The organism is Mesorhizobium sp. B2-1-3, from assembly GCF_006442495.1.
Taxonomy (GTDB): Bacteria; Pseudomonadota; Alphaproteobacteria; order Rhizobiales; family Rhizobiaceae; genus Mesorhizobium.
The window spans coordinates 61881-80595 of record NZ_VFWL01000014.1; the positions used below are offsets into that span (position 1 = coordinate 61881).

Genomic DNA, 18715 nt, shown 5'->3' on the forward strand with positions numbered 1-18715 from the left:
TGCGCACAATTCGCCCAACGTGGTAAACAACGCGTTAACCAAGCTTAAGAAGTTGCGACGAAGTTCGCGGTGAACCGGCCGCTGCGGCATAAAGCGCCGCCCGCACAACGCCCTTGCGTCATGAGAGGGCTATCGGTATAGAATTGACGTAAACGTAAAAGGCGCATCAAGCGTGCTGTTTGCGATTTGTTTGTCGAAACCACGGCTGGAAGCACGCCCCCGCTTTCAGTCAGGCATCGCTTGGTCCGGGACCGCGACGCCACAGACGGGGAAAGCCAGTGACCATGAAGCTTATCTCGGCCGGCGAGACCGCGGCCAATACCAACACTATATCCGTTGACTCCGGCGAGGACCTCGTCCGCATCGGCGAAATGGCCAAGAAATACGGCGTGACGCTGCGCACGCTGCGTTTCTACGAAGACAAGGGCCTGCTCAACCCGCAGCGCGACGGTTCAACCCGCCTCTACACGCGCCGCGATAGGGTTCGGCTGAAACTGATCCTGCTCGGCCGCAAGGTCGGGTTCTCGTTGCGCGACGTCAAGCAGATGATGGATCTCTATGATCCCACCGGCTCCAACACCAAGCAGTTGCGGCTGGCATTGGACAAGTCGGAGAAGCAGCTTGCCCGCCTCCAGAAGCAGCGCACGCTCATCGATGACGCCATCAGCGAGTTGAGCACCTCCATGGCTGCCGTCCGGCAGATGCTGGTCGAGCGCTCGGCGCCGCAGGCGAGCGTCGCCGGCTGATTTGGGCCGCCGCCTTGCGGCGCAACATCCATGATCGAAAAAAGCCGTGTGGCGAGCGCCACGCGGCTTTTGTCATTGAGGGTTCCAACACATGTACTGCATCGCGTGCGGTTTGCTGCGGTGCAGGAGAAATTTTGTCGCATCGGCTGAATTGACGTTTACGCAAACGTCAATTTTTGTTATCTCCCGCTGAACACGGGTCCGCATGCCGCCTGACATGAATTCGGGGGTTTCGGATCAGGTCCGCAGGGTGGAGAAGAGCATGCCGATCTACAGGGCGCCGGTGCAGGATACACTGTTCGTGCTCAACGAGGTGCTGGGCTACCAGCGCTATTCCAATCTCCCCGGCTTTTCCGATGCAACGCCCGACGTGCTGGAGGCGATCCTCGCCGAGGGCGCCAAGCTCGCGGAAAATGTAATGCATCCGCTCAACCGTGTCGGCGACATGGAAGGCTGTGTGCGCCATGACGATGGCTCGGTGACGACGCCGAAGGGCTTCAAGGAAGCCTTCGATCAGTATCGCGAAGGCGGCTGGATGGGGCTGGCGGCGCCCGTCGAGTTCGGCGGCCAGGGCCTGCCCTATGCCGTGCATACCGCCGTGGCCGAGTATATGGTGTCGGCCAATATGTCGCTGATGATGTATCCGGGCCTGACGCAGGGCGCGATCGCGGCGATCATCACCCATGGCACCGACGAGCAGAAAGCCAAATGGCTGCCGAAGATGGTCGAGGGCGCCTGGACCGGCACCATGAACCTGACCGAGCCGCATTGCGGTACCGATCTGGGCCTGCTGCGCACCAAGGCCGTGCCGAATGGCGACGGCACTTACAAGATCTCGGGCCAGAAGATATTCATCTCGGCCGGCGAGCACGACATGGCGGACAACATCGTCCATTTGGTGCTGGCCCGCATCGAGGGGGCGCCCGAAGGGGTGAAGGGCATCTCGCTGTTCATCGTGCCGAAGCTCAAGCTCGATGCTTCTGGCAATCCCGATGAGAGGAACACCGTCTCCTGCGGTTCGATCGAGGAAAAGATGGGCATCCACGGCAATTCGACCTGCGTCATGAATTATGACGAGGCGCAAGGCACGCTGCTGGGCGAGGCCAATGGCGGTCTCAAGGCGATGTTCACGATGATGAACGAGGCGCGGCTCGGCGTCGGCCTGCAGGGGCTTTCGCTGTCCGAGATTGCCTACCAGAACGCCGTCGCCTACGCCAAGGACCGCTTGCAGGGCCGCTCGCTGTCGGGGCCGAAGGCGCCGGACAAGAAGGCCGATCCTATCATCGTCCATCCCGACATCCGCCGCAGCCTGATGACCATGAGAGCCTTCAACGAGGCCGGCCGCGCGCTGGCGCTGTGGACGGCGATCAAGTCGGACATCGCCCATCGCTCCGCCGACGACAAGGACCGCCAGGCGGCCGACGACTACACAGGGCTGATGACGCCGGTGGTGAAGGGCGTGCTCACCGACAAGGGCTTCGATCACGCCGTGATGGCGCAGCAGGTGTTCGGCGGCCATGGCTACATCGAAGAGCACGGCATGAGCCAGTTCGTGCGCGATGCCCGCATCGCCATGATCTATGAAGGCGCCAACGGCATCCAGGCGCTCGACCTCGTCGGCCGCAAGCTGGGTCTGAACGGCGGCCGCGCGGTGCAGGCGTTCTTCAAGGAAGTCGGCGAGTTCTGTGAAGAGAACCGCGCCGACGAGAAGATGGCCCCCTTCACCAAGGCATTGAAGAAGAGCCTCAACGATCTTCAGACGGCGACCATGTGGCTGCTGCAGAACGGCATGGCCAAGCCCGACAATGCCGGCGCCGCCTCCACCGACTACATGCATCTCTTCGGCCTCGTGGCGCTCGGCTATATGTGGGCGCGGATGGCCAGGGCCGCCCAAGGCAAGGCGGGCGCCAACGGCGCGTCGTCCTTCTACGACAACAAGCTGGTGACGGCGCGCTTCTTCATGGAGCGGATCATGCCGGAAACCGCGACGCGTCTCGCCCGCATCTCCAGTGGCGCCGATACGTTGATGGCACTGCCGGCGGAAGCGTTCTAGAAATGGTCCCTCTCCCTTGAGGGAGGGCGGCCCAAAGGGCCGGCAGGGGTCGCCGCGACAGTGCGCGGATCTCAATTTCGATGGCAGACCTTGGGAGGAAGATCATCGCATGACCAACCCAGCCGAAATCCTTGGCCTGCCGAAGCCCGCCTGGGCGGCGGACGAGGTCGGCATGCTCTACGACATGGCGCACCGCTTCATGTCCGAAGAGATCGCGCCGCGTTACGACGAGTTCGAGAAGAACGAAATGGTCGACCGCGAGAGCTGGCTGAAGGCCGGTGCCGCCGGCCTGCTCTGCGCCTCAATGCCGGAGGAATATGGCGGATCGGGCGGCACCTTCGCCCATGAGAGCGCCATCATCGAGGCCATCGGCCATGTCGGCGTCGACGGCTTCGGCATCGGTCTGCACAATTCGATCGTCGCCCCCTACATCCTCCACTACGGCTCGGAGGAGCAAAAGAAGAAATGGCTGCCGAAGCTCGCCACCGGCGAACTGATCGGCGCCATCGCCATGACGGAGCCCGGCGCCGGCTCCGACCTGCAAGGCGTCAAGACGCGGGCCGAGAGGGACGGCAACCAATACAAGATCAATGGCTCCAAGACTTTCATCACCAATGGCCAGCTCGCCAATTTCATCATCGTCGTCACCAAGACCGATCCGGACAAGGGCGCCAAGGGGACTTCGCTGATCGTCGTCGAGACCGACGAGGTCGACGGCTTCGAGCGCGGCCGCAACCTCGACAAGATCGGCTTGAAGGCCAATGACACATCGGAGCTGTTCTTCAACGATGCGCGTGTGCCGACCTCCAACCTGCTCGGCCACGAGGAGGGACAAGGCTTCATCCAGCTCATGCAGCAATTGCCGCAGGAGCGTTTGCAGATCGGCACAGGCGCGATTGCCATGGTCGAGCGCGCGCTGGCGCTGACCATCGAATACGTCAAGGAGCGCAAGGCGTTCGGCAAGGCGGTCATCGATTTCCAGAACACCCAGTTCAAGCTGGCCGAACTGAAGACCGAGGCCACGATCGGCCGCGTCTTCTACAATGATTGCGTGGCGCGCCACATCGATGGCGGTCTCGATCCGGTGACGGCGTCGATGGCCAAGTACTGGCTTTCCGACCTGCAGGGCAAAGTCGTCGACGAATGCCTTCAACTGCATGGCGGCTATGGCTACATGAATGAATATCCGATCGCCCGCATGTTCCGCGACGCCCGCGTCCAGCGCATCTATGGCGGCACCAACGAGATCATGAAATTGCTGATCGGCCGCTCGCTCTGAGCATCGGTCGGCAAACCCAAGGAGCAGGAAAATGGCCGAAGCTTACGTCTATGACGCCGTTCGCACGCCGCGCGGCAGGGGCAAGAAGGATGGCTCGCTGCACGAAGTGCCGGCAGTGCGGCTCGCCGCCAGGACGCTGGAGGCGCTGCGCGACCGCAACGGGCTCGACACTGCAACTGTCGACGACATCATCTTCGGTTGTGTCGACCCGGTCGGCGAGGCGGGGTCGGTCATTCCGCGCGCCGCGGCCTTCGAGGCCGGCTACGCGACCTCGGCGCCCGGCATGCAGATCTCGCGCTTCTGCGCCTCCGGCCTCGACGCCATCAATTTCGGCGCCGCCAAGATAGCCCAGGGCGCCGATGAGATCGTCATTGCCGGCGGTGTCGAATCGATGTCGCGCGTCGGCATGGGCGCCTCGGGTGGCGCCTGGTTCATGGACCCTTCGGTCGGCCTGCCCGGCTGGTTCGTGCCGCAAGGTATTTCGGCCGACCTGATCGCCACAAAATACGGCTTCAGCCGGGACGATGTCGACGCCTACGCCGTCGAGAGCCAGAAGCGCGCGGCAAAATCCTGGGCCGATGGCCGCTTCAGGAATTCGGTGATCCCGATTAAGGACCAGAATGGTCTCACCATCCTCGACCATGACGAGCATATGCGCCCATCGACCGACATGCAGTCGCTGGCCTCGCTCAATCCCTCCTTCGTCATGCCCGGCGAAATGGGCGGCTTCGACGCCGTGGCGGTGCAGAAGCATCCGGAAGTGGAGGAGGTCAATCACGTCCACCATGCCGGCAATTCGTCGGGCATCGTCGACGGCGCGGCGGCCGTGCTGCTGGGCTCGAAGCGGGCCGGCAAGGCCATGGGCCTGAAACCGCGCGCCCGCATCCGCGCCTTCGCCAACATCGGCTCCGAGCCGGTGCTGATGTTGACCGGCCCCGTTGACGTCACCGAGAAGCTGTTGAAGCGCGCCAAGATGAAGCTGTCGGACATCGATCTGTTCGAGCTCAACGAGGCCTTCGCCTCCGTGGTGCTGCGCTACATGCAGGCCTTCGATATCGAGCACGACAGGATTAACGTCAATGGCGGCGCCATCGCCATGGGCCATCCGCTGGGCGCCACCGGCGCGATGATCTTCGGCACCGTGCTGGACGAGCTCGAGCGCCGCGATTTGAACACCGCGCTGGTGACGCTGTGCATCGGCGCCGGCATGGGCACCGCAACCATCATCGAACGCGTCTGACGGGGAGAGAAACGATGAGCTACACCAATTTCACCCTCGACACCGACGCCGACGGCATTGCACTGGTCACATGGAACATGCCGGACCGCTCGATGAACGTCTTCACCGAGGAGGTGATGCGCGAGCTGAACGCCATTGTCGACAAGGTGGCGGGCGACGCCGCCATCAAGGGCGCGGTCATCACCTCCGGCAAGGATACGTTCTCAGGCGGCGCCGACATCACTATGCTCCAGAAGATGCTGACGACCTTCGCGGTTGAAAAGGGCAAGGATCTCGAAAAGGCCACCAGGGCGCTGTTCGAAAACGCCGGCACCATGACCGGCCTGTTCCGGAAGCTGGAGACGTCGGGCAAGCCGTGGGTTTCGGCAATCAACGGCACCTGCATGGGCGGTGCATTCGAAATGTCGCTGGCCTGCCATGGCCGCGTCGCCGCCGATTCCGACAAGGTGAAGATGGCGCTCCCCGAGGTGAAGATCGGTATTTTCCCGGGCGCCGGCGGCACCCAGCGGGTGCCGCGTCTCACCGACCAGCAGCAGGCGCTGCAAATGCTGACCTCCGGCCAGAACCTGTCGCCGCAGAAGGCGAAGTCGATGGGCCTGATCCACGAGATCGCCGAGCCGGCCAAGCTGGTCGAGACTGCGAAGACCATGATCAGGAACGGCCTCAAGCCGGTAGCGCCGTGGGACGAGAACGGATTCAAGTTGCCCGGCGGTCCGGTCTATTCGGCGGCGGGCGCCAATCTGTGGCCCCCGGCCATCGCCATCCTGCGCCGCGAGACCTATGGCAATTATCCGGCCGCCGCGGCGATCCTGAAATGCGTCTATGAGGGCCTGTTGGTGCCGTTCGACACCGCGCTCAGGATCGAACAGCGCTATTTCACGGAGATCATGCAGACCAAGGAAGCACCGGCGATGATCCGCTCGCTGTTCGTGTCGCTGCAGGAATTGAACAAGGGCGCGCGCCGCCCGGCTGGCGTGCCGGAAACCAGGTTCAAGAAGATCGGTATTCTCGGCGCGGGCTTCATGGGCGCCGGTATTGCCTATGTCACGGCCAAAGCCGGCATCCCGGTGGTGCTGCTCGACCGCGACATGGAGTCCGCCGAGAAGGGCAAGGCCCATTCGGATGGTCTGATCTCGGATCAGGTGAAGAAGGGGCGTGCCAAGCCCGAGGACAAGGACAGGCTCCTGTCGCTGATCACGCCGACATCGGACTATGCCGACCTTGCCGGCTGCGATCTCGTGGTCGAGGCGGTGTTCGAGGATTCCGCGGTGAAGAAAAGCGCCACCGAACAGGCGGAAGCGGTGCTGAAGTCGTCGGCGATCTTCGCGTCGAACACCTCGACCATTCCGATCACCGCCCTGGCCAAGAATTCGGCGCGGCCGAAGAATTTCATCGGCATCCATTTCTTCTCGCCGGTCGACAGGATGATGCTGGTCGAAATCATCCTTGGCAAGAAGACCGGTGACAAGGCGCTGGCCACCGCGATCGACTTCGTGCGCGCCATCAAGAAAACGCCGATCGTCGTCAACGATACGCGCGGTTTCTACGTCAACCGCTGCGTGCTGCGCTATATGTCGGAAGCCTACAAGATGTTGATCGAGGGCGTTCCGGCACCGATGATCGAGAACGCCGCCAAGGCCGCCGGCATGCCGGTCGGCCCGCTGGCGCTGACCGACGAGACGGCCATCGACCTCGCCCAGAAGATCATGAAGCAGACCATCAGGGATCTCGGCGACAAGGCGGTCGACCCGAAGCAGATGGCGCTGATCAACACCATGGCCGACGACCACGGCCGCTTCGGCCGCAAGAACGGCAAGGGCTTCTACGACTATCCGGCCAAGCCGGCCAAGAAGAAGCTGTGGCCGGGCCTTAAGGAGCTCTATCCGCAGCTCAAGCCGGAGAAGGTCGACTATGCGGAATTGCAGCAGCGCCTGCTGGTCACCATCGCGTTGGAAGCGGCTCGGGTGATGGAGGAGGGCATCGTCACCGATCCGCGCGAGGCCGATGTCGGCTCGATCCTGGCCTTCGGCTTCGCGCCCTATACGGGCGGCGCGCTGTCCTACATCGACGGCATCGGCGCCGGGCAGTTCGTCAAGATCGCAAAGAGCTTGCAGAAGAAATACGGCGCCGAGTTCAAGGTGCCCAGGCTGCTGCTCGACATGGCCGAAAAGGGCGAGACTTTCTACCAGCGCTTCGACCCCTACGCGAAGGGCGACGTGAAGCAGGCGGCCTGAGCGTGGCCGGAATCAAAGGTGCCGCGGCGTCCCTTGCGCGTCCGAAAAGACGCGCCGCGCCGTAATGTATGTCTGGGGGCGCCTTGCGCGTATGATGGCCACGGCGGGCAGCCGTGGCTCCTACCAGATGGGTGATGAAAGCCGGTTGGCCTTTCGCTGCCTGCCGACGGACATCGATTTCAACCGCCATCTCAACAATGCCCGCTATATGATGCTGGCGGACCTTGGCCGCATCGATATCTTCATCCGCGCCGGCCTCATCACTCTGGCGAGAACGAATGGCTGGGCGCCGATGATCGGCGGGCTGCAATCGGCCTATGTGCGTGAGATCAAACTGTGGCGGCGTTTCGAAGTGGTGTCTTCGATCGAGACCTGGGAAGGCAGCCAGGTCATCGGCAAGCACCGTTTCGTCCTCGACAATGGCGAGACCGCCGCATTGATCATGACGACAGCCGGCGTCTACGACCGCGCCGCCCGGCGCTTTCTCGATATTGACGAGGTCGTCGCCGCGCTTGGCCGCTCCGCCCAGCCGCGTCCGCCCAGCGAAGCCGAGCGGGCGTTCATGGCCTCGCACCGGAACCTGCGCGGGCAGGCCAAGCGGATCGGTTGATCCGGAAACCGGAATTGGCGCGGCCAGCAGGAAGATGTAGTGCCATGGCACAACCGGTGGACAAACGTTCATTCGAAGACTAGAAAGGAAAGGCATTTTTTCCTTTTTGCAAGGAGAGCGGAATTGCTCTCGCATGACCGTGTTTGGGCCGCCATCGACGCTCTGGCCGAGCGGTATTCGCTCTCGGCTTCCGGCCTGGCGAAGCGGGCCGGCCTTGATTCGACTGCCTTCAACAAGTCGAAGCGACTGTCGTCGGACGGCAGGCCGCGCTGGCCCTCGACCGAATCGCTGGCCAAGATCATCGAGGCGACGGGCGCTTCGCTCGACGAATTCACCGGGCTGATAGAAGGTCGGGCCGGCCACGGCGCGATGCCCGCCCGCGGGCGTGCCGTTCCGTTGCTCGGCTTTGCCCAGGCCGGCGCCGGCGGGTTTTTCGACGATGCCGGCTTCCCGGCCGGTCAAGGCTGGGATCTGGTGGAACTGCCGGCGCAATCGACCGAGAGTTCCTATGCGCTTCAGGTGCAAGGCGATTCAATGCTGCCGCTCTACCGCAATGGCGACGTGCTCATCGTCGAGCCGGCAGCCCTCATCCGCAAGGGCGATCGCGTCGTCGTCAAGACGACGGGCGGCGAGGTGATGGCCAAGGTGCTCGATCGCCAGACCGCCAGGTCGATCGCACTGGTTTCGCTCAATCCCGATCATCCGGACCGCGACATTCCCATGCGCGAGGTTGAATGGGTGGCGCGGATCGTCTGGGCAAGCCAATAGGGTGCGGGCTGGTGCGGCTTCCTCATCTTGTCCTTGCGGTTCTGATGGTCCCTGGAATGGCCGCGCTGGTAGTCGCCGGCGGCCGCGCGCTGAAGAGCGGCGAAGCTGCCGTCGGGGTGGAACAGATCGATCCGAGCGCCGATACGGTCTCTCAGCCAGGCACCGACGGTGTGCCGGAGGAGCGGGCCACATCGGCCATTGCCGCTCCGCCGCCCCCCGCCGCTAGCCCGCACTCGCGTGCGATCGATCCCCAAGTCGTGGCGCCGCCGGAGCTTCCCAGCAAGGAGCTGGAGCGGGTGGAGCCGCGCGCGCCGTTGAGCAAGCTGGCGCTGGCCATGCCGCCCAAGCCGAAAATGCCGGACGACTGGAAAGGGACGAAGCTGTTCCAGCCGGTCGCGCCCGCCGCCGGACTGATCGAGGCGAAGGGCTATTCTGTCGCGGTTTCCGGCGTCGACATTGTCGGGCAGGACGAGACCTGCACCTCGGACGGTAAATCCTGGCCCTGCGGCGTCCGCGCGCGCACGGCGTTCCGCGCCTTCCTGCGCGGCCGGGCGGTGGTCTGCGCCGTGCCGCCGGAAGGCGGCCGCGACCTGATCGCCGCCGACTGCCGGATCGGCAAGCAGGATGTCGGCCGATGGCTGGTCGAGAACGGCTGGGCGCGCGCCGCCAAAGGCGGCCCTTACGTCGAAGTCGGGGAAAAAGCGCGCAGCGAAAGGAAAGGCATTTTCGGATCGGCGCCAAGCCTTTCAGGCGTGCCTTCGATGCCGGCCGCCCGCGCCCCGGCGCCGCAAGCGCCGGGCTCGATCTTGGAAGAGGTCGGCGGCATTCTCAAGCCAGCTGACCAGCCAACGCCTTCTGAATGAGCCCGCGCGTCTCGGCGATGCCGTAGAGTGCCGCGAACGAGCCGAAGCGCGGTCCGCGCTCCTGCCCGATCAGCACCTGGTAGATCATCTGGAAGAAGGCGCCCGAAACGCCCGGACCACCTTCGGGGCTCTTCTTGGAATGATCCTGATAGCGTTCCACCTTGCGGGCGACGTTGAGCGCGGCATTCTGGATCGCCTCGCCGTCCGAGCCCGCCGGCAGGGCGCCAAGCGCCTGATCCAACGCTTCCAGCGCCTCCCGCTCGACGTCGTCGGGCGCGCGGAAGGTCTTCGTCGGCTTCACGAAATCGTCGAAATAGCGGATCGCATAACCCGTCAGCCTGTCGAGCTCAGGGTGGGTCGCCGGCGTCACGCCCCGCACATGGCGCGAGATGAAGCCCCACAGCACGTCCTTGTTCTGCGCATTGGAGGCGCTGACCAGGTTGAGCAGCAGCGAGAACGGCACGGGCATATCGATGGCGGGCGGATTGCCGTCGTGCATGTGCCAGACCGGGTTGCCCAGCCGTTCCTTCCAGTCCTGCCTCCGATAGGCTGCAAGGAAGGTGTAATATTCGTCCACGGCCCGGGGGATGACGTCGAAATAGAGCTTCTTGGCCTGTCGCGGCCGCTGGTACATATAGAGTCCCAGGCTCTCCGTCGGCGCGTAGGTCAGCCATTCGTCGATGGTCAGCCCATTGCCCTTGGATTTGGAGATCTTCTGGCCGTTCTCGTCCAGGAACAGCTCGTAGACGAAATGTTCCGGCGCGTGCCCGCCGAGGATGTTGCAGATGCGGTCATAGACCACCGCATTGGTCTGATGGTCCTTGCCGAACATCTCGAAATCGACGCCAAGGGCCGCCCAGCGCATGCCGAAATCGGGCTTCCACTGCAGCTTCACCTTGCCGCCGGTAACCGGCAGCGTGGTCTCGGTACCGTCATCGTCGAAGGTGATGGTGCCCGCCCTGGCATCGACATGCTTCATGGGAACGTAGAGCACGCGGCCGCTCTTCGGCGAGATCGGCAGGAACGGGCTGTAGGTCGCCTGCCGCTCCTCTCCCAGCGTCGGCAGCATCACCGCCATGATCTGGTCGTAGCGTTCGGCCGCGCGCAACAGCATCGCGTCGAAGCGGCCGGTCTTGTAGTACTGCGTCGCGCTGGCGAACTCGTAGTCGAAGCCGAACGTGTCGAGGAAGCGGCAGAGCATCGCGTTGTTGTGGTCGGCGAAACTCGCATAATCGCCGCCGAAAGGGTTGGGCACCGAAGACAGCGGCTTGTGCAGGTGCGGCTCCAGCGCCGCGCGATCCGGCACGCTGTCGGGTATCTTGCGCATGCCGTCCATGTCGTCGGAAAAGCACAGCAGCTTGGTAGCGACCTTGTCCTGCGTGATGACGCGGAAGGCATGCCGCACCATCGACGTGCGCGCCACCTCGCCGAACGTGCCGATATGCGGCAGGCCGGACGGGCCATATCCGGTTTCGAACAGCACCGTTTGCGGGAGTTCGCGGCCCTTGTAGCGCTCAATGATCTTGCGGGCTTCCTCGAACGGCCACGCCTTGCTTTCGGCCGCCGCCGTCAGCACTTCGGGATTGAGATCGATGATGTTTGATCCCGCCATGTCACTGTTTTCCAAATTAGACGCCGGCAAAGCCGCAAGTGAGGATTTTTCAACCGGTCTCTATGCGCGCCTGACCGGAGCGTCAACGAGCGCGGCGCTTTTTCCTTGCAGCGCAGGGAACGCGTTCCTACCTTCGCAGCCCGTATCGAGGAGTTGTTGAATGCCGACCCCGCATGAAGCGCTGATCTACCTGATGGTCATCACCTCCGCCTCCGACCGCGACATGACGGATGTCGAGCTGGCGCGGATCGGCGAGGTCGTCCGCTCATGGCCGGTGTTCGAGGATTTCGACCACGACCGCCTGGTTGGCGTCGCCCAGGCCTGCCAGAAGAAGCTGCATGAAAAGGGCGGGCTGGAGGGTGTCCTGGCAAGCGTGGCCGAGGCCCTGCCGGAGCGCCTGCGCGACACCGCCTATGCGGCCGCCTTCGAGGTCGCGGCCGTCGATCTCGAAATGCGGATGGAGGAGGTGCGGGTGCTCCAACTCATTCGCCTCAAGCTCGATCTCGACACGCTGACCGTCGCGGCGATCGCGCGTGCGGCCAAGGCGCGCCTGCGCACGCTGACCTGAGCGGCGACACTCAACCCGACCGGAAGAAACTGACCGGCACCGGATCAGAAAAAGCTGACTGGGACCGGATCAGAAGAAACTGACCGGGACCGGATCAGAAAAAGCTGACCGGGAAATAGCGCAGGTAGAACTCGGCGAACGTGCCTTTCAGCGAAATCTCCTGCAGCGCGTAGTCGAGAGCGGCGGCCAGCGCCGGGTCATCGGATCGGGCGGCGATGGCCATGCCCGAACCCAGATATTCCGGCGCCAGATAAGGTCCGCCGGCAAAGCGGCAGCAGCCGGCCGCATCCGAACCGCCCAGCCAGAAGGCGAAACGCATGCCATCGCCGAAGGCGGCATCGATCTTGCCGGCCTTGAGGTTGGCGTAGAGGTCTTCCGGCCTGTCGAAGGTGACGACCTGAACGGTGTTGAAATAATCGCGCAGCATGCGCTCATGCGCCGAGCCTGATATCACGCCGACACGCTTGCCGCGCAGCTTGGCGAACAGCGGCTCGGTCAGCGCCTCGCCCTTCGGCATGATGAAGCGCGCCGGAAATTGCAGGTAGGGGCGCGAGAAGGCGTATGTCTGGCGTGACTGCGGCGTCGCGGCGATGCCGGCGATGATCGCTTCGCCTTCGCCTTTCTCAAGCGCTTCTTCGAGCTCGGCCCACGGCAATGCCTGGATCTGACATTTGTCGACGATGCCGAGCTCGGCGCAGATGGCGCGCGCCAGGTCGATGTGGAAACCGGACAGCTTTCCCGCGCCGTCCAGGAAGTTGAAGGGCGGGAAATCGGTTGTGGTCAGGAACCGCAGCCGCGGCAGCGCGGAGAGATCCGGTTTCGGCAGCCGCTCCTTGGCATCCCACAGCACCGGTACCTGCGGCTCGGCCGCGCGCGCGCCCTCACCCGACGCCAGCGACGCGATCAGCATCGATGCAAGGACGAGAGACCTCCGCTGGAACGCCATGATAAACTTCCACCGCACCTGTGTTCGCATCGGTTCTGGTACGAAAATAGTACAGGCACAATGCTTTTTGATTTCAACGCGTCGATTTCAGGATATGCTTTAGCAGGTTTGCAAACAGCGGTGGCTGCCCGGGTGGGGACCAGGGTCGAGAACCACAACCACAAGGCAACGCTTTGCAATCCCTGGTCGGTGGCGAAGTGCCAACAAGGCACGGATCATCGATTTCAACGAGGCAACATGGGGTTTGATGTTGCGATGGGTCAGTTCGATCGCACGCTGGAATACATAGATCACCTGCAGCATGCCGGAACGGCGGCTGCGGTTTGCGAGAGGCTGTTGGGCATAACGTCGGATTTTGGCCTGACCGCTCTGATGGCGGGCACCGTGCCGCAACCGGGCACGCCGACCGGCCAGCAGAAGCAGCATGTGCTGCTTTGCGACTGGCCTGTCGAATGGCTGGAGCGGTACGTGGCGCGCAACTATGTCGATCACGACCCGATCGTCAGTCACATGAAACAGTTGCAGGCGCCGTTCCAGTGGCGGGAAGCGGCCCAGGGCGTTAGCATCGACAGAAGCAGCGGCGAAGTGATGGGCGACGCCGTCGTGTTCAAGCTGCGCGACGGGCTGGCCTTCCCGCTCATCACGCTCGACGGCCAGATCGTCATGGTGTCACTGGGTGGCGAGGCCGTGGAACTGTCCGCCGCCGAGTTCGGTCTGGTGTCGCTGGTGTCGACCTATGCGGTGGGCCGGGCCATGCAGCTTCACACGAAGGCCAGCAAGACCATCGATAATGTCGAGCTGACGCCGCGCGAACGCGAATGCCTGCAATGGGCCGCCGTCGGCAAGTCCGAATGGGAGATTTCGCAAATCCTCGGCATCTCCGAACACACGTCGGAGAAACACCTCCTTAACGCCAAAAGCAAACTCGGCGCCGTCAACCGCGTACAGGCAGTCGCTGAAGCGATAAGGCGCGGCTATATTAGTTAGGTCGGCCGGGTCGGCCTAGAAATTCCTGCCTACGTGATCGCGTAATTTTCTTGCGAGGGCACGGCCGTATCTTCCTCTTGAACAGGAGACGGCAAAATGATTTTTTCCCTTACAACAAAAGAACTGATGGAACATCCCGATCTGTGGGAGGCCGTGCATCGGCTGCGCTACAGGATTTTTGTCGAGGAAATGGGGTGGGAGGACCTGCGGCGCCCCGATGGATTCGAGATCGACCAGTTCGATCATGACGAAGCGGTGCATCAGATCGTCATCAGAGGCAACGAGGTCGCGGGCTATCAGAGGATGTTGCCGACCACGCGGCCGCATCTGCTAACGGAGGTGCTGGCCGATCTTTCCGTGGGAACGCCGCCGTCGGGTCCGAACATCTGGGAACTGACCCGCTATGCGGTCGCTCCCGGCTTTCGCGACGGCCGCCGAGGCGTTTCGACCGTCGGTACCGAGCTCATTGCCGGCTTCGTCGAGTGGGGGCTGAAGCGCGGCGTCGACAAGGTGATCATCGAGTTCGAGCCGATGTGGGTGCTGCGCGCGCTGCAGCTGCATTTCCTGGCCACGCCGCTGGGCTATCAGCGCACCTATGGCAACCAGCAGGTCGTCGCGACGCTGCTCACCTTCAATGAGCACACGCTGGATGTGGTGCGTTCGCGCCGCAATCACCACGCTCCCGTTCTGGCCAGGGGATATCCCGATATGTTCGGGCAAAGGCGGGCGTCATGAGATCGGAAACGGCCATGAACGCGCACCCGCAACCCGAACTGCGCAACCACACGCTGATCGTCACGGTCTCGTCGACCGACGGCCGGCCGGTGCTCGACAGAAGGGCCTATGAAAGCCTGGCCAGGACATTTCACGAAGCCGCCGACAATGACGATGTGCGTGTCGTCGTGCTGCGCGGTCTGGCGGGCTGCTTCTGCCTCGGCGGCGATTTTTCCGAATTTCTCGACGCTACCAAGCACCAGAAGCTGATCGCCGCCGTCACCGACATGTTCCGCACGCTGGCGACGTTCCCCAAACCCATACTGGCCTGTGTCGACGGCGATGCGGTCGGCGTTGGCTGCACCATCCTGTTCCATTGCGACATGGTGATCGCGTCCGCCGAAAGCACGTTCCGGGTGCCGTTCGTCGATTTCGGCCTAGTGCCGGATGCCGCGACCAGCATCCTGGCGCCGCAGAAGCTCGGCTACGCCGGCGCCTTCCGCTTTTTCTGCCTCGGCGACACGCTGCGCGCCGACGACGCCAGGGCGCTCGGCCTGGTCGCCGAGATCGTCTCCGAAGGCAGCGTCGAGGAGGCAACCCTCGGCCGGGCAAGGCAGCTCGCCAGGAAGCCGGTCGCCGCGCTGCTGCAGACGCGCGGCCTGCTCAAGGGGAACCCCGCGGAACTTTGCGAACGCATCGATCAGGAGATTTCGTTGTTCCAGCAGGCGCTGCAGGACGACACCACGTTGCGGCGGCTGCAGCGGATTGCCCGGTTGGCGGCCTGAGCGTCGCGCCGAAGGCGTTGCGCCACGCGGTCCAGTGCCGCGTGGCGCAGGCACCGTCAGTCCTGTTTTGCCAGGAATGACGGCCCTTCGCCGATGATTTTCTTGTCTTCCTTGCCGATGATGTCGAGGTCGCGGCCGTCATAAGGCAGCGACAGGAGGATGCGCCGCATCACCGCCAGCCGCGCGCGGCGCTTGTCGTTGGCACGCACGATGATCCACGGAGCGAATTCCTTGTGGGTGCGCTCGAACATGGTATCGCGCGCCCTGGTGTAATCGTCCCACTTGGTAATGCCGGCAATGTCGATCGGCGAAAACTTCCAGCTCTTCAGCGGACTGTGGCGGCGATCGTGAAATCGCTCGAGCTGCGTTTCCCGGCCGATGTTCAGCCAGAATTTGAAGAAGTGGATGCCGTCATTGACGATCATCCTTTCGAAGTGCGGTGTCTCGTCGAGAAACTTCTCGTGCTGTTCTGGCGTGCAGAAGCCCATCACCGGTTCGACGCCGGCGCGGTTGTACCAGGAACGGTCGAACGTGACGAATTCGCCCGCGGTCGGGAAGTGGTCCGCATAACGCTGGTAGTACCATTGCCCCAGCTCGGTCGGCGTCGGCTTGGTCAGCGCCACGTTGCGTGCCGTGCGCGGATTGAGGTACTGGCGCAGGACGAAAATCGTGCCGCCCTTGCCGGCCGCGTCGCGGCCCTCGAACAGCGCCATCATCCGCCTGCCTGTCGACTGCAGCCACGCCTGCGCCTTGACCAGCTCGATCTGCAATGCCTCGAGCGTCTCGTCATATTCGTCGCTTTTCATCTTCTTGTCGTAGGGATAGCCGCCCGCGGTCAGCTTGCGCTCCTCGATCCAGTCCGGCAGTGCTGGATTCTCGATGTCGAACTCCCGCTCCTTGCCGTTGATCCTGAGCTTCAGCGGCCCCGGGGTCGGCGCGGCGGTGTTTTCCTTGGCTTTTTTCATCGAGACGAACCTTTCCAGCTTACGGACTCGTGCTATTGAGCCATTGCAGTGCCGCGCGCCGCTTCAGACGCAAAGGGCGCTGCACTTTTGGATTTTGCGCATGATCCTTTCCGAAAATCGATTCTGATTTTTCGGCGTCATGCGCCAGGCCGGTCCAGCGAAATTGCCGGACCGGGAGCGGGGCGCAGGCGCGAATGGCGGACCAGGGCGCAGATGAGAAGGGCGTGACGCAGGCGCTTGCCGCGCGGCTGTGGAACAGCCGATGGTTGCTGGTCGCCGGTCTTGTCGCGGTCATGGCGGTTTATGCCTTTGCGGGCATTTCCGCCTATGTGCTGCTGCCGGCGCTGGCTTTGCTGCTGGTGGCGGCGATGATACCGGCTGGAGCCACGCGCCAGCCCGGCGAAAGCGGCGCGGCGATCGAGGCCATCGGCCTGCAACGCCTGTCCGGCGAATATCTGGCGGCGGCCGTCGCCGACCCCTTGATCATCTTCGACCATGCCGCGGCCATCGTTCATGCCAACGCCGCCGCCTTCGCCGCCTTCGGCGGCATCGCGCCTGGCGTATCGTTGTCGCTGAAATTCCGGGCGCCGGAAATGCAGGCTCTTCTGGACGGCGTGCTGTCGGGCGAGGTCGCGTCGGATGTCATCGATTACACCGAGAGGCTGCCGGTCGAGCGGACTTACCGGGTCAGTGCCTCCTCCGTCGGTCACGGCACTGATCTCTACGTGATGGTGTTCAAGGACCAGAGCGAAGCGCGCCGCATCGACCGCATGCGCGCAGATTTCATCGCCAATGCCAGCCACGAATTGCGCACGCCGCTCGCCTCGATATCGGGTTTCATCGAAACGCTGCGCGGACCGGCCCGCAATGACCCGGCGGCGCGCGAGCAGTTCCTGCAGATCATGCAGAACCAGACCGGCCGCATGGCACGCCTGATCGATGACCTTTTGTCGCTGTCGCGGCTGGAGATGAAGCCCTATCTGCGGCCGGGGACCGAGGTCGACCTGCGCCAGACCGTCGACAGCGTCATCGATTCGCTGGCCCCGCTGGCGCGGGAAAACGGCGTCGTCATCGAGCGGGATTTCGCCGACGGCCCTCTCGACGTGCCGGGCGACCGCGACGAACTGTTCCAGGTCTTCGAGAACCTTCTGGAAAACGCCTGCAAATATGGGCAGTCGGGCGGCCGCGTGGTGGTGTCGATCGAGCGCGGCGACGCCGAGGGCGAAGCGGGCATCGACGTGACGATCAGGGATTTTGGCCCCGGCATTCCCGAGGAGCACATTCCGCGCATCACGGAGCGCTTCTATCGCGTCGACGTCGAGAGCAGTCGAACCCAGAAGGGCACAGGCCTTGGCCTGTCGATCGTCAAGCATATCCTGACGCGCCACAACGCCAGGCTCTCGATCAAGTCCGAAGTCGGCAAGGGCGCCGCCTTCTCGGTTCATTTGCCGGCGGCCTGAGCCGCCCTAGTTTCCAAGGTGCCATTTCTTTTTTCTGTCATCCGGTTAGCGTATCAGCGGGGATTCGAGGAAACGACTCAAAATCAGATCATCCGTGGGAAGGCATCCGGTCATGCAGTCCGTGCACATAGTCAGCGCCTATGACGAGGAGCTGAAAGATCTGTCGAAGCGCATCGCCGCCATGGGCGGACATGCCGAACGCATGGTCGAACAGGCGATCTCCGCCTTGGTCAATGCCGATCCCGGCCTTGCCCAGAAGGTGATCCGCGACGACGCCGTCCTCGACGAAGGCCAGCGCGAAATCGACGACAGGGCAATCATCATCATCGCCCGGCGCCAGCCGATGGCGACGGACTTGCGCGAGATCGTCGGCGCGATCCGCATCTCGGCCGATCTCGAGCGGGTCGGCGATCTCGGCAAGAATGTCGCCAAGCGTGTGGTGGCGGTTGCCGACGGGCGCCAGCCGACCAGCCTGTTCCGCGGCCTCGAAGCCCTGGCCGACCTGGCGTTGACCCAACTCAAGGAAGTGCTCGACGTCTACGCCTCGCGCTCGGTCGAAAGGATCGGCTTCGTACGTGACCGCGACGACCAGATCGACGCCATGTACACGTCGCTGTTTCGCGAATTGCTGACCTACATGATGGAAGATCCGCGCAACATCACGCCCTGCACGCATCTGCTGTTCTGCGCCAAGAACATCGAACGCATCGGTGACCATGCCACCAACATTGCCGAGACGATCTACTATATCGTCACCGGCGACCAGATGCCTGCCGACCGGCCGAAGGGCGACAAGACGGACAAGATCGGCCTTTCCGCAACGCAGCCGATCAAGTGAACGCACTTTCTCTCGAACGCTTGGTCGTATTGCGCTAGACTATCCCT

Annotated in this window: 17 protein-coding genes; 14 read left to right on the top strand and 3 right to left on the bottom strand. The window is 63.3% G+C overall.

Annotation, left to right across the window (positions count from 1 at the left end; translation table 11 throughout):
* The first annotated feature begins 284 nt into the window (after positions 1-284).
* The 8 genes from FJ973_RS21625 to FJ973_RS21660 all read left to right on the top strand — a co-directional run bounded on the left by FJ973_RS21625 (position 285) and on the right by FJ973_RS21660 (position 9793).
* Complete coding sequence (locus FJ973_RS21625) at positions 285-746, top strand: MerR family DNA-binding transcriptional regulator (RefSeq protein ID WP_140497287.1); 462 nt, start codon at positions 285-287, stop codon at positions 744-746.
* Between the two features lie 262 nt (positions 747-1008).
* Positions 1009-2799, top strand: a complete 1791-nt coding sequence (locus FJ973_RS21630) for an acyl-CoA dehydrogenase (protein WP_140557622.1) — start codon at positions 1009-1011, stop codon at positions 2797-2799.
* Positions 2800-2908: 109 nt separating this feature from the next.
* A complete protein-coding gene (locus tag FJ973_RS21635; RefSeq protein ID WP_140496673.1) occupies positions 2909-4078 on the top strand; it encodes an acyl-CoA dehydrogenase family protein in 1170 nt (389 codons plus the stop codon).
* A 31-nt stretch (positions 4079-4109) separates the two neighbouring features.
* Positions 4110-5318 (top strand): acetyl-CoA C-acetyltransferase, encoded by a 1209-nt coding sequence (locus FJ973_RS21640; RefSeq protein WP_140557624.1) that lies wholly within the window; start codon positions 4110-4112, stop codon positions 5316-5318.
* A gap of 14 nt (positions 5319-5332) precedes the next feature.
* Positions 5333-7552 (top strand): 3-hydroxyacyl-CoA dehydrogenase NAD-binding domain-containing protein, encoded by a 2220-nt coding sequence (locus FJ973_RS21645; protein WP_140557626.1) that lies wholly within the window; start codon positions 5333-5335, stop codon positions 7550-7552.
* Positions 7553-7616: 64 nt separating this feature from the next.
* Positions 7617-8162, top strand: coding sequence for a thioesterase family protein (locus FJ973_RS21650; RefSeq protein ID WP_140523944.1), 546 nt, complete (start codon positions 7617-7619; stop codon positions 8160-8162).
* A 123-nt stretch (positions 8163-8285) separates the two neighbouring features.
* A complete protein-coding gene (locus FJ973_RS21655) occupies positions 8286-8930 on the top strand; it encodes a helix-turn-helix transcriptional regulator (protein ID WP_140496665.1) in 645 nt (214 codons plus the stop codon).
* An 11-nt stretch (positions 8931-8941) separates the two neighbouring features.
* Positions 8942-9793 (top strand): thermonuclease family protein, encoded by an 852-nt coding sequence (locus tag FJ973_RS21660; RefSeq protein ID WP_348641382.1) that lies wholly within the window; start codon positions 8942-8944, stop codon positions 9791-9793.
* Here the strand turns inward: FJ973_RS21660 and FJ973_RS21665 are convergent.
* Entirely contained in the window at positions 9759-11405 is a 1647-nt protein-coding gene (locus tag FJ973_RS21665; protein WP_140523947.1) for a lysine--tRNA ligase, read from the bottom strand. The genes FJ973_RS21660 and FJ973_RS21665 overlap by 35 nt on opposite strands.
* A gap of 160 nt (positions 11406-11565) precedes the next feature.
* Here FJ973_RS21665 and FJ973_RS21670 point away from each other — a divergent pair, with 160 nt between their 5' ends.
* Complete coding sequence (locus FJ973_RS21670; RefSeq protein WP_140496659.1) at positions 11566-11973, top strand: tellurite resistance TerB family protein; 408 nt, start codon at positions 11566-11568, stop codon at positions 11971-11973.
* 94 nt (positions 11974-12067) lie between these two features.
* Here FJ973_RS21670 and FJ973_RS21675 read toward each other — a convergent pair whose 3' ends face one another.
* Positions 12068-12919: a transporter substrate-binding domain-containing protein gene (locus tag FJ973_RS21675; protein ID WP_140557629.1), complete on the bottom strand. Its 852-nt coding sequence runs from the start codon at positions 12917-12919 to the stop codon at positions 12068-12070.
* A gap of 60 nt (positions 12920-12979) precedes the next feature.
* On the opposite strand from FJ973_RS21675, the gene FJ973_RS21680 reads away from it, so the two are divergent.
* From FJ973_RS21680 to FJ973_RS21690, 3 genes are all read left to right on the top strand, one after another.
* Complete coding sequence (locus tag FJ973_RS21680) at positions 12980-13906, top strand: LuxR family transcriptional regulator (RefSeq protein WP_246675918.1); 927 nt, start codon at positions 12980-12982, stop codon at positions 13904-13906.
* 96 nt (positions 13907-14002) lie between these two features.
* Positions 14003-14641: an acyl-homoserine-lactone synthase gene (locus FJ973_RS21685; RefSeq protein ID WP_140496654.1), complete on the top strand. Its 639-nt coding sequence runs from the start codon at positions 14003-14005 to the stop codon at positions 14639-14641.
* Positions 14638-15405 (top strand): enoyl-CoA hydratase-related protein, encoded by a 768-nt coding sequence (locus tag FJ973_RS21690; protein WP_224518985.1) that lies wholly within the window; start codon positions 14638-14640, stop codon positions 15403-15405. Before FJ973_RS21685 ends, FJ973_RS21690 begins: the two co-directional genes overlap by 4 nt.
* A gap of 56 nt (positions 15406-15461) precedes the next feature.
* Here the strand turns inward: FJ973_RS21690 and ppk2 are convergent, their stop codons facing one another.
* Positions 15462-16370 carry a polyphosphate kinase 2 gene (gene ppk2, locus FJ973_RS21695; protein WP_140496649.1) on the bottom strand — a complete coding sequence of 303 codons (909 nt, stop codon included), beginning with the start codon at positions 16368-16370 and terminating at the stop codon, positions 15462-15464.
* A 194-nt stretch (positions 16371-16564) separates the two neighbouring features.
* Between ppk2 and FJ973_RS21700 the strand changes: the two genes are divergently transcribed.
* Entirely contained in the window at positions 16565-17830 is a 1266-nt protein-coding gene (locus FJ973_RS21700) for an ATP-binding protein (protein ID WP_140557631.1), read from the top strand.
* A gap of 112 nt (positions 17831-17942) precedes the next feature.
* Entirely contained in the window at positions 17943-18668 is a 726-nt protein-coding gene (gene phoU, locus FJ973_RS21705; RefSeq protein ID WP_140496645.1) for a phosphate signaling complex protein PhoU, read from the top strand.
* The last annotated feature ends 47 nt before the right edge of the window (positions 18669-18715 follow it).